The 13,183-nt window shown below is 46.6% G+C and carries 12 protein-coding genes and 1 tRNA gene; 11 read left to right on the plus strand and 2 right to left on the minus strand.

The features are described 5' to 3' along the window. Positions 1–15: 15 nt before the first annotated feature. From ABCM67_RS10305 to ABCM67_RS10330, 6 genes are all read left to right on the plus strand, one after another. Positions 16–195, plus strand: coding sequence for a LytTR family transcriptional regulator DNA-binding domain-containing protein (locus ABCM67_RS10305; RefSeq protein WP_235812329.1), 180 nt, complete (start codon positions 16–18; stop codon positions 193–195). A gap of 379 nt (positions 196–574) precedes the next feature. Further along, on the plus strand, positions 575–1,279 hold the full coding sequence (locus ABCM67_RS10310; RefSeq protein WP_244093169.1) for a phosphatidylinositol-specific phospholipase C/glycerophosphodiester phosphodiesterase family protein: 705 nt from the start codon (positions 575–577) through the stop codon (positions 1,277–1,279). 30 nt (positions 1,280–1,309) lie between these two features. Next, entirely contained in the window at positions 1,310–2,644 is a 1,335-nt protein-coding gene (locus ABCM67_RS10315) for a MurT ligase domain-containing protein (RefSeq protein ID WP_015526950.1), read from the plus strand. Next, a complete protein-coding gene (locus ABCM67_RS10320) occupies positions 2,641–3,369 on the plus strand; it encodes a glutamine amidotransferase (RefSeq protein ID WP_015526951.1) in 729 nt (242 codons plus the stop codon). Before ABCM67_RS10315 ends, ABCM67_RS10320 begins: the two co-directional genes overlap by 4 nt. A gap of 9 nt (positions 3,370–3,378) precedes the next feature. Next, the gene (locus ABCM67_RS10325) at positions 3,379–3,996 is read left to right on the plus strand and encodes a WYL domain-containing protein (RefSeq protein WP_129974550.1); all 618 of its coding nucleotides are present in this window, start codon (positions 3,379–3,381) and stop codon (positions 3,994–3,996) included. Positions 3,997–4,009: 13 nt separating this feature from the next. Further along, a complete protein-coding gene (locus ABCM67_RS10330) occupies positions 4,010–5,401 on the plus strand; it encodes a sugar-binding protein (RefSeq protein ID WP_342992837.1) in 1,392 nt (463 codons plus the stop codon). A gap of 95 nt (positions 5,402–5,496) precedes the next feature. Here the strand turns inward: ABCM67_RS10330 and ABCM67_RS10335 are convergent, their stop codons facing one another. After that, positions 5,497–6,069, minus strand: a complete 573-nt coding sequence (locus tag ABCM67_RS10335) for a xanthine phosphoribosyltransferase (protein ID WP_015526955.1) — start codon at positions 6,067–6,069, stop codon at positions 5,497–5,499. Positions 6,070–6,242: 173 nt separating this feature from the next. On the opposite strand from ABCM67_RS10335, the gene ABCM67_RS10340 reads away from it, so the two are divergent. From ABCM67_RS10340 to ABCM67_RS10350, 3 genes are all read left to right on the plus strand, one after another. After that, complete coding sequence (locus tag ABCM67_RS10340; protein WP_015526956.1) at positions 6,243–6,470, plus strand: hypothetical protein; 228 nt, start codon at positions 6,243–6,245, stop codon at positions 6,468–6,470. Positions 6,471–6,484: 14 nt separating this feature from the next. Next, complete coding sequence (locus ABCM67_RS10345; protein WP_015526957.1) at positions 6,485–6,853, plus strand: metal-sensing transcriptional repressor; 369 nt, start codon at positions 6,485–6,487, stop codon at positions 6,851–6,853. A gap of 94 nt (positions 6,854–6,947) precedes the next feature. Then, complete coding sequence (locus tag ABCM67_RS10350) at positions 6,948–7,784, plus strand: Mrp/NBP35 family ATP-binding protein (RefSeq protein WP_015526958.1); 837 nt, start codon at positions 6,948–6,950, stop codon at positions 7,782–7,784. A 168-nt stretch (positions 7,785–7,952) separates the two neighbouring features. Here ABCM67_RS10350 and ABCM67_RS10355 read toward each other — a convergent pair whose 3' ends face one another. Then, the gene (locus tag ABCM67_RS10355) at positions 7,953–8,831 is read right to left on the minus strand and encodes a LysR family transcriptional regulator (RefSeq protein ID WP_021650784.1); all 879 of its coding nucleotides are present in this window, start codon (positions 8,829–8,831) and stop codon (positions 7,953–7,955) included. Between the two features lie 154 nt (positions 8,832–8,985). Here ABCM67_RS10355 and ABCM67_RS10360 point away from each other — a divergent pair, with 154 nt between their 5' ends. Both ABCM67_RS10360 and ABCM67_RS10365 read left to right on the plus strand, forming a co-directional pair. Next, the gene (locus ABCM67_RS10360; protein WP_118608599.1) at positions 8,986–12,741 is read left to right on the plus strand and encodes a phosphoribosylformylglycinamidine synthase; all 3,756 of its coding nucleotides are present in this window, start codon (positions 8,986–8,988) and stop codon (positions 12,739–12,741) included. Positions 12,742–13,109: 368 nt separating this feature from the next. Then, a tRNA-Val gene (locus ABCM67_RS10365) sits at positions 13,110–13,182 on the plus strand. Position 13,183: the final 1 nt, after the last annotated feature.

Genomic DNA, 13,183 nt, shown 5'->3' on the forward strand with positions numbered 1-13,183 from the left:
GACGACGGTACATTTTTGCGGTGTCATCAGAGCTTTATAGTAAATATGGAACGGGTCACAGGAGCTGAAAATGACAGCTTCCATATCGGAGAGCATGTAATACCGATCTCCCGATCCTATAATCGGAATGCACACGAGAAATATGATGAATATCTGAGACTTCAGCAGGAATATGACGAGGAAGAAGAGGATTAACTTGATTATTATCCTTTTTTAGCGTACAATCGGTAATGTATGAAATACGACTACACGTATGCGAAAGGATGATAAACATGGTCGGTGGGACTTTTGGTATTACCGGACAGAAACAATATAGGAATGGTTTGGGACAGGTTCCCGGATATGATAAATTTGCAGAAGATAAAAAGGAAAGCAGCGAGGAAATGTTTTCCTTTACGTCTTGTGCATTTTTTTGTTGCCTGAGATGATGCGACGTTTTATACTGACATTGGAAATACTGTTTGTATCGCTTTTTCTTCTGGGAGGAAGTTTTCCGGAAACAGAAACTGCCCGGAATACATCAGGAGGATTTAGCTGGAAGGACTACAGGACCATTGCACATGCTCTGGGAGGTATGGACGGAAAGGATTACCTGAATTCCAGAGAGGGATTTCTGTTCATGTATGAACAGGGAGTTCGTCTTTTTGAATTGGATCTTTCCAGGACATCCGATGGAGTATGGGTCTGCAGGCATAACTGGAACGATCCCATGGGACAGTGGGATGGCAACGGAAAAAAAGTCCTTACAGAAAAGGAATTCAGACAAAGTAAAATATATGGGAAATACACCCCCATGACACTGGAGGATTTTTTCCTTCTTCTGAAAGATTATCCGGATGCATATGTGCTGATCGATTCCAAACAGTATTCTCTTCGCAATTATCAGAGAACACTGGAGGATTACAGTGATTATGTGGAAATTGCCAGGAATGCAGGTGCCGGTGAGACGCTGGATCGGATCATTCCGGAAATCTACAATGAAGCAATGTTTCCCGGAACGGCCATGCTCTATTCTTTTCCTTCCTATGTATATTCACTGTGGCAGGAGTATTCTGTGGAAGAGCTGGAGTATATTGCATCCTTCTGTAAAGAAAAGGAAATTCCGGCAGCAACAGTATACTGGGAGTATTGGTCAGAAGAAACGGAGAAGATCTTTGAAAAAAACGGGATCAGTCTGTATGTTTATACGGTTAATGACCGTGACCAGGCCAGAAGATACATTTCGCAGGGAGCAGAAGGAATCTGTACCGATTTCCTGACAGCGGAAGATCTGTGGTAAGAGAAATAAAAACAAAGGAATCAGAAGATTATGAAAATAAGAACAACCATTGCTGTGATGGCAGCAAAGATCACAGGACATGTCTGTAAGCTTATGGGCCGGCAGGGTGTGACCTGGGCCGGTAAGGTCGCGATGAAGATCTGTCCGGATATCCTGGAAGAGCTTTCTTCTCAGGTAAGAGAAAAAATATTTGTAGTATGCGGAACAAACGGAAAGACCACAACCAATAACATGCTGTGCGCAGGCCTTGAGGCAGAGGGAAAAAAGGTCATCTGCAATCATACCGGTTCAAACATGCTCAACGGAGTTGTGGCAGCCTTTGTATTGGGGGCAAAATTCAGCGGAAAACTGGATGCGGATTATGCCTGTATCGAGGTGGATGAGGCATCCACAAGACATGTGTTCACAAGGATCAGACCGGATTATATGGTTATGACCAATCTGTTCCGTGATCAGCTGGACCGTTATGGCGAGATCGATATCACTATGAACATCCTGGAAGAAATGATGAAAAAGGTTCCGGATATGAAGGTCATTGTCAATGGTGATGATGCACTGTCTGCATATCTTGCCATGGACTGCGGAAATCCTTTTGTAACCTACGGGATCAGCAAACCGGTGATCGAGAACAAAACAAACGAGATCCGTGAGGGCCGGTTCTGTAAGTGCTGTGGAGAAAGGCTGATCTACAGCTTCTATCATTACAGTCAGCTGGGAGACTACAGATGTCCGAAATGCGGCTTTAAACGTCCGGAGATCGACTTTGATGCCACAGATGTGAAGGTGGATGATCAGATTGCCTTTACAGTGGAGGATAAACGGATCGTGGCCAATTATAAGGGATTCTATAATGTGTATAATATTCTGGCTGCCTATGCGGGAATTCGTACCGCAGGCTTTAAGGCGGAGCATTTTAATGAGATGCTCCGGAAGTTTAATCCGGAAAACGGACGCAATGAACAGTTTCGGATCAAGGGCACCAGTGTTGTTCTGAATCTTGCCAAGAATCCGGCCGGTTTTAACCAGAACATTTCAGCTGTGATGCAGGACGGATCACCAAAGGATATCATCATTGTGATCAATGATAATGCACAGGATGGAAAAGATATCTCCTGGCTCTGGGATGTGGATTTTGATCTTTTCGGAGGGGACAATATCAATTCCATCACAGTCAGTGGTATCCGGTGTCAGGATATGCGCCTCCGTCTGAAATATGTGGATATCCCGTCCATGCTGGAAAATGATGTGGAGACAGCCATCCGCAAACGAATCGGGGATGGATGCGGCAATCTTTATGTACTTGTAAATTATACGGCGCTGTTTGGCACCAGAAATATCCTGAAGAAACTGGAGGGTGAGAAATGAAGATAACGATAGGGCATTTATATCCGGATCTTCTGAACCTTTACGGTGACAGAGGAAATATCCAGTGTCTGATGAAGCGCTGTCTCTGGAGAGGAATCGAGGCAGAAACCATAGCTTATGAACTGGATGACAGAATCGATTTTTCCAAACTGGATATCGTACTTCTTGGCGGTGGCTCCGACAGAGAACAGATGCTGGTATGTGAAAAGCTGAAGGAAATCCAGAAGGATTTCAAGGCGTATGTGGAAGACAATGGAGTTGTGATCGCAATCTGTGGAGGGTATCAGCTCCTTGGAAATTATTATAAGACGGATCAGGGAATGATCGAGGGTCTGAAGCTTGTAGATATGAGCACTGAGCAGGGAAAAGGCCGCCTTATTGGAAACATTGTGATGCAGAGCGATCTTTTTGATATGCCCATCGTAGGTTTTGAAAATCATGGAGGGCGTACCACCATCGGAAACAACAGATCCCTGGGAAAGGTTCTGTCAGGATACGGAAATGACGGACAATCCGGTGAGGAAGGGGTTGTATACAAAAATGTGATCGGTACGTATCTTCACGGACCGCTTCTTCCCAAGAACCCGCAGCTTGCAGATCTTCTGATCAGCCGTGCACTGGAAAAGAAATACGGTAAAAAGATCGAACTTGAGAAACTGGACGACAGCGAGGAACAGGAGGCAAACTCCTATATTTTCCATCGCTTTGTAAAAAACGAAGGATAAGAGGGCAGTATGGCAAAATCAAACAATCAGAAGGCGAAGATCCTGTACCTTGAAAAAATGCTGCGGGAAACAGGGGAGCATCGGGTAATATCTATGCAGAAGATCCTTGAGAATCTTGAGAAACAGGGAATCCGTGCAGAGCGAAAGAGCATTTATGATGATGTGGAGGTATTACGTTCTTTTGGAATGGATATCCGTTATACAAGAGAACGGCCGGGTGGGTATTATCTTGCCGGTGAGAGTGCCGGAGAGGAACAGCCGTCTGAAGAACCCGGGCTGACTGCGGAAGCTAAGGAGATTCATGAAACTAAAGATATTCATGAGACCTCTGTGGCAGGTTACCGGAAGCTTCTTGAGGCTTCAGCCGGAACCATAAAAAAAGAAATAAAACTTCTCTGTACTGGAGCTGTACAGGCGGAGGTGCGTGACTTTTTCGGCACAGATGCAGAATATAAGATGAAAGATAGCGGAGATCTGACGGTAACTGCAGAGCTTCCGGAAAATGGAAAATTCTACGGCTGGCTGACCGGGATGGGCGGCAGTGTACGTATCCTGAAACCCAAGAAATCTGCAGCCGCCTACAGAGACTATCTGAAATCACTGGCAAAGGACTATAAAGGCTTATAGGAGAGATTTGATCATGAAGAAAAAAACAGCAATCCTGCTTGTGGGAGCTTTTGTCTTTACAGCAGCCTTTTCCGGCTGTGGAAAAAACAAAGAGGCGACAGAGGCAGCCAATGAAAGTGTGGAGTCTGAAGACCCGGAGGGAAAAGCCAAAAACAGCAATGATGCAGAGGAAGAAGAAAAAAAAGAAGCAAAAGAAACTGCGGCAGCAGATAAGAAAGTAGGTGTGTTTCTGCCTTCATCAGCAGATGATCCCCGTTGGTCTGCTGATGGAGAAACTCTTCAGAATACACTGGAAGATGATGGATATGATGCAGAGATATTTTGGGCAGATGAAGACAGTGATACGCAGGTATCACAGATCCAGTCCATTCTGGACGATGAAGAGCTTTCTGCACTTGTCATCGCACCTTCAGATGCTTACAGCCTGAACGATGTGCTGGAGCAGGTGTATGAGAAATCTATCCCTGTGATTTCTTACGATCAGCTGATCATGGATACAGATAAGGTCAACTATTATGTTACCTTTAATACAAGAAAAGCCGGAAAAATGGTGGGAGATTCCATCATAAAAAAAATGGATCTGGAGAAAGCCCGGGAAGAAAAGAAAACTCTGACCATTGAGTTCCTTATGGGCTCTCCGGATGATCGTGACGCACTGTTTTTTTATAATGGCGTGATGGAGAAGCTTCAGGAATATTTCGACGACGGAACACTGGTATGTACTTCAGGAAAGCTGACCTTTGATGATACTGCAGTGATGCGTTTCGGAAGAAATACCGCAAAGAATGATATGGCGGAGATCCTTTCTCAGAATTATACAGAGGGTGCGCCGGATATTATCTGCACAGGTGCCGACGACCTTGCACTTGGGGCTGTGGATGCCCTGGAGGATGCAGGACATGTGTCTGGAGAGGATGGTTGGCCTATGATCACAGGAGGCGGCTGTGAGGCAGAAGCAGTGACCGCTGCGATCCAGGGAAAGATTGAGGATGATCTGCTGTTTGATAACCGTGTACTGGCACATGACTGTGTGACGATGGTGGATGCTCTTCTGAAAGGGGAGAAGCCGGAGATCTCCGATTATGAGCAGTATGACAACGGGACCAAGATCGTGGGAACTGTGACCAGTGATATCCAGCTGATCGATGCAGATAATTATCAGATGCTTGTGGATGACGGATATTATGAAGAGGAAGAGATCATGCCGGAGGCAACTGCCACACCAACGCCGACAGTGACATCGGAAGCTACGGTGACGGAAGAACCGGATATAGATGAAAATACACCGGAAGCTGCATCGGCTTCATCGGAAAAGGAAGAAACGGAAATTTCCGGAACACCGACACCGGAGGAAACAGTAACTCCGACACCTTCAGAGAAAGCGGAAAAGGGTGCAGATGCATAGATCAGAAATGATATCATGATCTGGCTGTGATAAAAATAAAAATACTCCCGGAAACAATGTATATAAGTTTCCAGGAGTATTTTTTATGATAAATCTTATTCACGGAAAGTAAGTTTGCCATCAGCAATGGAATCAATGATAGCAAGGGATTCCAGATGGATACCCATGTCACGGATGGTCTGTCCGCCGGACTGGAAGCCTTTTTCGATAACGATTCCGGCTCCTTCAAGAGTTGCGCCGGATTTCTTAACGATGTCGATCAGACCGAGAAGTGCACAGCCATTGGCAAGAAAATCATCGATCAGGAGTACGTGATCTTCCGGTCCGAGAAATTTCTTGGAAAGGATCACATCGTAAACTTTCTTGTGGGTGAAAGACTCTACCTTGGTGGTGTACATCTCGCCGTCAAGGTTCACACTCTGTGCTTTCTTGGCAAATACAACCGGTACATGGAAATACTGTGCCGCAATACAGGCAATACCGATACCGGAAGCCTCGATGGTAAGGATCTTGGTGATTGGACAGTGGTCAAAACGTTTCTTGAATTCTTTGCCGACCTCGTTGATCAGGTCAATATCCATCTGATGATTCAGGAAGCTGTCCACTTTTAAAATATTTCCTTCTTTTACTACGCCGTCTGTCAGAATTCTGTCTTTTAAAAGCTGCATGAAATTTATCTCCTTTGATTTATCACATTAATATATGTTTACTGCCCACGGACAGAGCAGTAATATTTTTAATATGTATCATACGACAATATTTGCGTGAGTGCAATTATTTTTGACAAAAAAACATAAAATTATTATAATGGATAGGATGACTAAGAAAGGAACAGGCACAGATGAAAGAGTACGAAGTAATCTGGGAAATTTTTAACAAATGTCCGAGAAATCAGATGCGTGATGTATTTGTGGAAGAAGTGGAGATTGCAGATCCGGAAGCGTATGTGAAACAGAAATTTCAGGGGAAGGATGTCTCCTACGAGAAGACAGTACTGGAAGACGGAACCATCATTTTTGACATTCAGACATCTATGATCCGGCAGCGCTGTTCTTTCACGGAGATCTGAAGGAGGAAATACACATGAAAGAAACACATGTGCACGTTCTCGAGGATGGAACCGTTCTTGAACATACCCACGGGGAACAGGAACATGTGCATACTCACGATGGCACACATCCTCATCATCACAGCCACGCACAGACCAAGGCCGTACTCAACAGACTTTCCAGGGCCATCGGGCATATGGAATCCATTAAGCGTATGGTGGAGGAAGGACGTGACTGCAGCGAAGTGCTGATCCAGCTGTCAGCCGTAAAATCTGCGATCAATAATACAGGCAAGATCATACTGCAGGATCATATAGAACACTGCATCGTGGATGCCGTGGAGCATGGAGACAGGGATGCTATCAAGGAACTGGAAAAAGCGATCGACAGATTTATGAAGTAAGGTAAGGAGTTCATGAGAGATCGTGAATGAGAAAAATACACGGACAGAGAGCCAGTTCTGTCTGTGTAAATACAAAGAATGAGAGGAATCTATTATGGCAAAAGAGTGTAGCAATACATCCTGCAACAAATCAAGCTGTGAAGGCTGCGGACAGAAACAGCCCCAGAGCCTCATGGCAGAACCAAATGTTTTTTCTGACGTAAAACATGTGATCGGAGTTGTCAGCGGAAAGGGAGGCGTGGGTAAATCCTTCGTAACAGGCTCCTTGGCAAACCTGATGGCTTCCAAGGGATATAAAGTGGGCATTATGGATGCTGATATCACCGGTCCGTCCATCCCGAAGATGTATGGCATCAAGGGCAATGCACAGGGCAGTGACAATGGGATATATCCGATGCCAACTGCAAACGGAATCGAGGTTATGTCTGTAAACCTTCTTCTCCCGGATGAGGAGACACCGGTGATCTGGAGAGGTCCGGTCCTTGCAAATATGGTAAAACAGTTCTGGAGTGATGTGATCTGGGGTGAATTGGATTATCTTTTTGTAGATATGCCGCCAGGAACCGGAGATGTTCCGCTGACAGTATTCCAGTCCCTGCCGATCGAGGGTGTCGTGATCGTTACTTCTCCGCAGGATCTGGTCCGCATGATCGTCAAGAAGGCCTATAACATGGCTGATATGATGAAGGTTCCGGTCCTTGGAATCGTGGAGAACTATAGCTATGTGAAATGTCCGGACTGCGGAAAAGAGATCAAGGTCTTTGGCGAGAGCCATATCGATGAGATCGCTGCAGAACTGAAGGTTCCGGTCCTGGGCAAGATGCCGATTGACGTGAAGCTTGCAGAGCTTGCAGACAGCGGTCTGTTCAGTAAGATCGAGAATGAGTATATCACTGCGGCAGCAGACGTGATGCCGAAGGCTGAAGCGTAAGTAATAAGAATAATATCTGACCGATATCAATAACAGAAAAGACCACCGGAATTGAGTACATAAGGATCGTAATAACCTTATGGCAGATTCCGGTGGCTTTTTTTACTGAATCAGGGAAGTATCCTGCTTCGATCGCGAAAAGCAGTAAGCGGCAGGAACTTGATCGTATCAGATCTGGGAAAAATATTTAAGAAAGCACTGGGCAGCCTGGGAAAGCTGCAGTGCTTCATGATGAGCGATCACGGCACTTCTTGCGGGCAGAGGTGTTTTCAGATGGACAGGTTCCAGACCCGGACGGTTGCGGAGCATATAATCCGGGATACAGGCAATACCAAGTCCGATCTCTGCAAGATCGATCAGCAGATCGTTGCTGTTCAGTTCAACCTCCGGCAGCAGCTTCAGTCCCTGGGCTGCAAACACCTGATGAAGATATTCGCTGGTGGTACTCTTTGGAGCGAGCATCAGGATGGGATAATCCAGAAGATTTTCCATGGAAAGAGGCGATTTGCCCATGGTGAAATAGTCCGGATTTGCCACGAAGATATCCCGGAATTCCAGCACAGTCTGAAGCTTGGTGTGGGCTGAAAGCCGGGAATTCGGGTAGTTGGTGACGATCAGCTCAGCCTGGCCGTTTTCCAGAAGCTCCGCACATCCGATGGAGGTACTGTTGATGATCTTGATCCGTACCTCCGGATGATCCTTGTGGAAACGGCGGAGATAGGGGATGAGAAAATAGCGGCACAGAGTATCGCTGGCACCGATCCGCAGCTGACCGGTAAGATTTCCTTCTCCGGAAAGGACAGCCTCTCCCTCGTTTAGCATGGAAAGGGCCGGCTTTACATGCTGGAGAAGAAGCTCTCCCTCCGGAGTCAGGATGACCCGTTTGGTGCTGCGCACAAACAGAGTATGGCCCAGCTTTTTTTCAAGGTTTTTGACGGCCTGGCTTACTGCAGACTGTGAGATAAAAAGCTGTCTGGAAGCCTCCGAAAAGCTCAGCGTCGTGGCCACGTAATAAAACACTTTGTAAAGTTCAAGATTGATATCCATATGTGAAAAATCCTCCGCTTATAAATGATATAAGATATATTAATTTTACTAATGATATTTCCTATGATACTATATTTTCAGCAGAAAAGAAAGACTGAAATGCTTTCTGCACGTTTACCATCCTTATTATCGGATATAGAGAAAGGAGCCTTCTATGAGCAACGTAAGACGTGTGTATGTAGAAAAGAAACCTGCCTTTGCAGTAAAAGCAAAGGAACTGAAACATGAGATCAAACATTATCTTGGTATCAGCACTGTGACAGCAGTCCGTGAGCTGATCCGTTATGACGTGGAGAATATCTCCGATGAAGTATTTGAGAAAGCCTGCAAGACCGTATTTGCAGAGCCGCCGGTAGATGATCTGTATCTTGAAAAATTTGATGTGGCAGAGGGCGCACGTGTATTTTCCGTAGAATTCCTTCCTGGACAGTTTGACCAGAGAGCCGATTCTGCAGTGCAGTGTGTACAGTTCCTGGATGAGAATGCAGCACCGATCATCCGTTCAGCAACTACTTATGTAATCGAAGGAAACGTTACAGATGCAGAGTTTGAGGCAATCAAACATCACTGCATCAACCCTGTGGATTCCCGTGAGACAGGTCTTGAGAAGCCGGAAACACTGGTAACAGTATTCCCGGATCCTGAGGATGTGAAGATTTTTGACGGATTCAAGGATATGGCTGAGGCTGATCTGAAGGAGCTGTACGCTTCTCTGAACCTCGCCATGACATTTAAGGACTTCCAGCATATCCAGAATTATTTCAGAAATGAAGAGAAACGCGATCCTTCCATGACAGAGATCCGTGTTCTGGATACCTATTGGTCTGATCATTGCCGTCATACTACTTTCTCCACAGAGCTTACCAGCGTGAAGTTTGACGAAGGTGATTATAAGACTCCTATTGAAAAAACATACAAAGAATATCTGGATGCCCATAAGGATATGTACAAGGGCCGTGATGATAAGTTTGTCTGCCTGATGGATCTTGCACTTATGGCAATGAAGAAACTGAAAGCAGAAGGCAAGCTTGCAGACCAGGAAGAGTCTGATGAGATCAATGCCTGCAGTATCGTGGTACCGGTGGACGTGGACGGGAAAGAAGAAGAGTGGCTGATCAACTTCAAGAACGAGACACACAACCATCCGACGGAGATCGAGCCTTTTGGTGGTGCGGCAACCTGCCTTGGCGGAGCCATCCGTGATCCGCTTTCCGGACGTACCTATGTATACCAGGCAATGCGTGTGACAGGTGCAGCAGATCCTACCGTATCCGTAAAGGAAACTCTGAAGGGTAAACTTCCGCAGAAGAAGCTTGTCCGCAGCGCAGCCCACGGCTACAGCTCCTACGGAAACCAGATCGGTCTTGCAACCGGTGCTGTAAAAGAAATCTATCATCCGGACTACGTTGCAAAACGTATGGAGATCGGTGCGGTTATGGGTGCGGCTCCGAGACGTGCGGTTATCCGTGAAAATTCCGACCCTGGAGATATCATCATCCTTCTTGGCGGACGTACCGGCCGTGACGGTATCGGCGGTGCAACCGGTTCCTCCAAGGTCCACACAGAGGCTTCCATCGAGGTCTGCGGCGCTGAGGTGCAGAAAGGTAACGCGCCTACCGAGCGTAAGATCCAGAGAATGTTCCGCAGAGAGGAAGTCAGCCATATCATCAAGAAATGTAACGACTTTGGCGCAGGCGGTGTTTCCGTTGCCATCGGCGAGCTGGCACCGGGACTTCAGATCGACCTCGACAAGGTTCCGAAAAAATACGCAGGTCTTGACGGCACTGAGATCGCTATCTCTGAGTCTCAGGAGCGTATGGCTGTTGTAGTTGACCCGAAAGATGTGGATACTTTCCTGAAATTTGCAAATGAAGAGAATCTCGAGGCAATTCCGGTTGCAGTTGTAACGGAGGAGCCACGCCTTGTCCTTAACTGGAGAGGAAAAGAGATCGTAAATATCTCCCGTGCATTCCTGGATACCAACGGTGCACATCAGGAGACCTCCGTTGAGGTTGAGATCCCGTCAAAGGACGGAAATCTTTTCGAGGAACGTCCGGATGTAACAGATGTAAAGAAAAAATGGATGGATACTCTTGCTGACCTGAATGTATGCTCACAGAAGGGTCTTGTGGAGATGTTTGACGGCTCCATCGGCGCAGGCAGTGTATTTATGCCTCACGGTGGTAAATATCAGCTGACAGAGACACAGTCCATGGTTGCAAAGGTTCCGGTACAGAACGGAAAAACAGAGACTGTTACCATGATGAGCTACGGCTTTGATCCATACCTTTCCTCATGGAGTCCGTATCATGGAGCTGCCTACGCAGTAACCGAGTCCGTTGCCAAGATCGTTGCAACCGGTGGTGACTATAAGAAGATCCGTTTCACCTTCCAGGAATACTTCCGTCGTATGACAGAAGATCCTAAGAGATGGAGCCAGCCGTTCTCCGCACTGCTTGGTGCTTATGCGGCACAGATCGGATTCGGCCTTCCTTCCATCGGCGGTAAGGACAGTATGTCCGGAACCTTCAATGACATTGATGTTCCTCCGACACTGGTGTCCTTCGCAGTGGATGTTGCAAAGGTAAAAGATGTGATCACACCGGAGCTCAAAAAAGCAGGAAGCAAGCTGGTATGGCTCCGTGCACCGAAGGATTCCTATGATCTTCCGGATTACCCGGCTCTTATGGAGCAGTATGATAAATTACACCAGGATATCCAGGCAGGCCGTGTGATCTCCGCATATGCACTTGACCGTCATGGAATCGCTGCTGCAGTCAGCAAGATGGCCTTTGGTAACGGCATGGGTGTAAAGATCGAGCATAACCTTGATCCAAGAGATTTCTTTGCTCCGGCATTCGGCGATATCATCTGTGAGGTTCCGGATGGAAAAGTCGGTGAGCTTGCCATTACCTATACTGTGATCGGTGAGGTTACGGATAATGCGAAGTTCACCTACGGTGATACAGAGATCACTCTGAAAGAGGCGCTTTCCACATGGGAAGGAACTCTGGAGAATGTATTTAAAACAGCAGCAGGAACCGAGGACGTCAAGGCAGATGACGGTTCCCTTTACAAAGCAGACAGCATCTATGTATGCAAACATAAGGTTGCAAAACCGCGTGTATTTATTCCGGTATTCCCTGGAACAAACTGCGAGTATGACAGCACCCGTGCATTTGAGAGAGCAGGCGCCGAGGTAGACGTAAAGGTATTCAAGAACCTTACAGCAGAAGATATCCATGATTCTGTAGAGCTCTTTGAGAAAGCCATCGATCAGGCACAGATGATCATGTTCCCGGGCGGCTTCTCAGCCGGAGATGAGCCGGACGGATCCGCGAAATTCTTTGCTACCGCGTTCCAGAACGAGAAGATCAAGGAGGCAGTTATGAAGCTCCTCAATGAGCGTGACGGTCTTGCTCTTGGTATCTGCAACGGATTCCAGGCACTGATCAAACTGGGACTGGTACCGTACGGTGAGATCTGCGGACAGAAAGAGGATTCTCCGACACTGACCTACAACACCATCGGACGCCACGTATCCAAGATGGTTTACACCAAGGTTGTCAGCAACAAGTCTCCATGGCTTCAGAAAGCACAGCTTGGCGGCGTATACTGTAATCCGGCTTCTCATGGTGAGGGACGTTTTGTCGCAAACGATGAGTGGCTGAAGAAACTCAAGGAAAACGGACAGATCGCAACGGAGTATGTACCGGTAGATGAGACTGGATATGAGGGTGAATTTAACGTAAACGGCTCTTATATGAACATCGAGGGAATCACAAGCCCGGATGGACGTGTTCTCGGAAAGATGGCACACAGTGAGCGTCGTGACGCAGGCGTTGCTGTCAATATCTACGGAGAGCAGGATATCAAGATTTTCGAATCTGGTGTTGAGTACTTCAGATAATACCAGGGGGAAAAGGTCAAAAAGTCGTTCGTGCTTGCACGATAAGACTTTTGAACTTGGACCCCGCCAAACATGAGGAAGTAGCAATTTACGTAGTAAATTAGCGGATTCCGAATGTTTGAGGATTGCGTGAGCTGCGTGCAGCGGAGCAATCCGGGAGTATCAAGTTATGGGCAATACTTTGCCCATAACATCCTTACAGTGGCAGGGGATTTCAGACCTCCCTGCCACTGTAAAAATACAAAAAAGCATATATTTTTTAAAAAATTAAAAAAAGTGAAAAAAACTGTTGACACAAGTCACAAACCATTATATAATAGCAAAGCGAGTTGCGGAACGGAAGAGTTTCTAAGACGAACAACTGTTATGGGATCTTAGCTCAGCTGGGAGAGCATCTGCCTTACAAGCAGAGGGTCATAGGTTCGAGCCCTATAGGTCCCAT

The organism is Blautia sp. 2227st1_G12_2227SCRN_220401 (assembly GCF_039062885.1).
In the GTDB taxonomy this organism is placed as follows: Bacteria; Bacillota; Clostridia; order Lachnospirales; family Lachnospiraceae; genus Blautia_A; species Blautia_A fusiformis.

What these genes read in the sequence shown, in the direction of transcription:
- ABCM67_RS10340 (WP_015526956.1), top strand. Translation starts at nt 6,243, where the DNA reads ATGAAAGAGTACGAAGTAATCTGGGAAATTTTTAACAAATGTCCGAGA.
- ABCM67_RS10315 (WP_015526950.1), top strand. Translation starts at nt 1,310, where the DNA reads ATGAAAATAAGAACAACCATTGCTGTGATGGCAGCAAAGATCACAGGA.
- ABCM67_RS10330 (WP_342992837.1), top strand. Translation starts at nt 4,010, where the DNA reads ATGAAGAAAAAAACAGCAATCCTGCTTGTGGGAGCTTTTGTCTTTACA.
- ABCM67_RS10320 (WP_015526951.1), top strand. Translation starts at nt 2,641, where the DNA reads ATGAAGATAACGATAGGGCATTTATATCCGGATCTTCTGAACCTTTAC.
- ABCM67_RS10335 (WP_015526955.1), bottom strand. Translation starts at nt 6,069, where the DNA reads ATGCAGCTTTTAAAAGACAGAATTCTGACAGACGGCGTAGTAAAAGAA.
- ABCM67_RS10325 (WP_129974550.1), top strand. Translation starts at nt 3,379, where the DNA reads ATGGCAAAATCAAACAATCAGAAGGCGAAGATCCTGTACCTTGAAAAA.
- ABCM67_RS10345 (WP_015526957.1), top strand. Translation starts at nt 6,485, where the DNA reads ATGAAAGAAACACATGTGCACGTTCTCGAGGATGGAACCGTTCTTGAA.
- ABCM67_RS10350 (WP_015526958.1), top strand. Translation starts at nt 6,948, where the DNA reads ATGGCAAAAGAGTGTAGCAATACATCCTGCAACAAATCAAGCTGTGAA.
- ABCM67_RS10310 (WP_244093169.1), top strand. Translation starts at nt 575, where the DNA reads ATGGACGGAAAGGATTACCTGAATTCCAGAGAGGGATTTCTGTTCATG.
- ABCM67_RS10360 (WP_118608599.1), top strand. Translation starts at nt 8,986, where the DNA reads ATGAGCAACGTAAGACGTGTGTATGTAGAAAAGAAACCTGCCTTTGCA.
- ABCM67_RS10355 (WP_021650784.1), bottom strand. Translation starts at nt 8,831, where the DNA reads ATGGATATCAATCTTGAACTTTACAAAGTGTTTTATTACGTGGCCACG.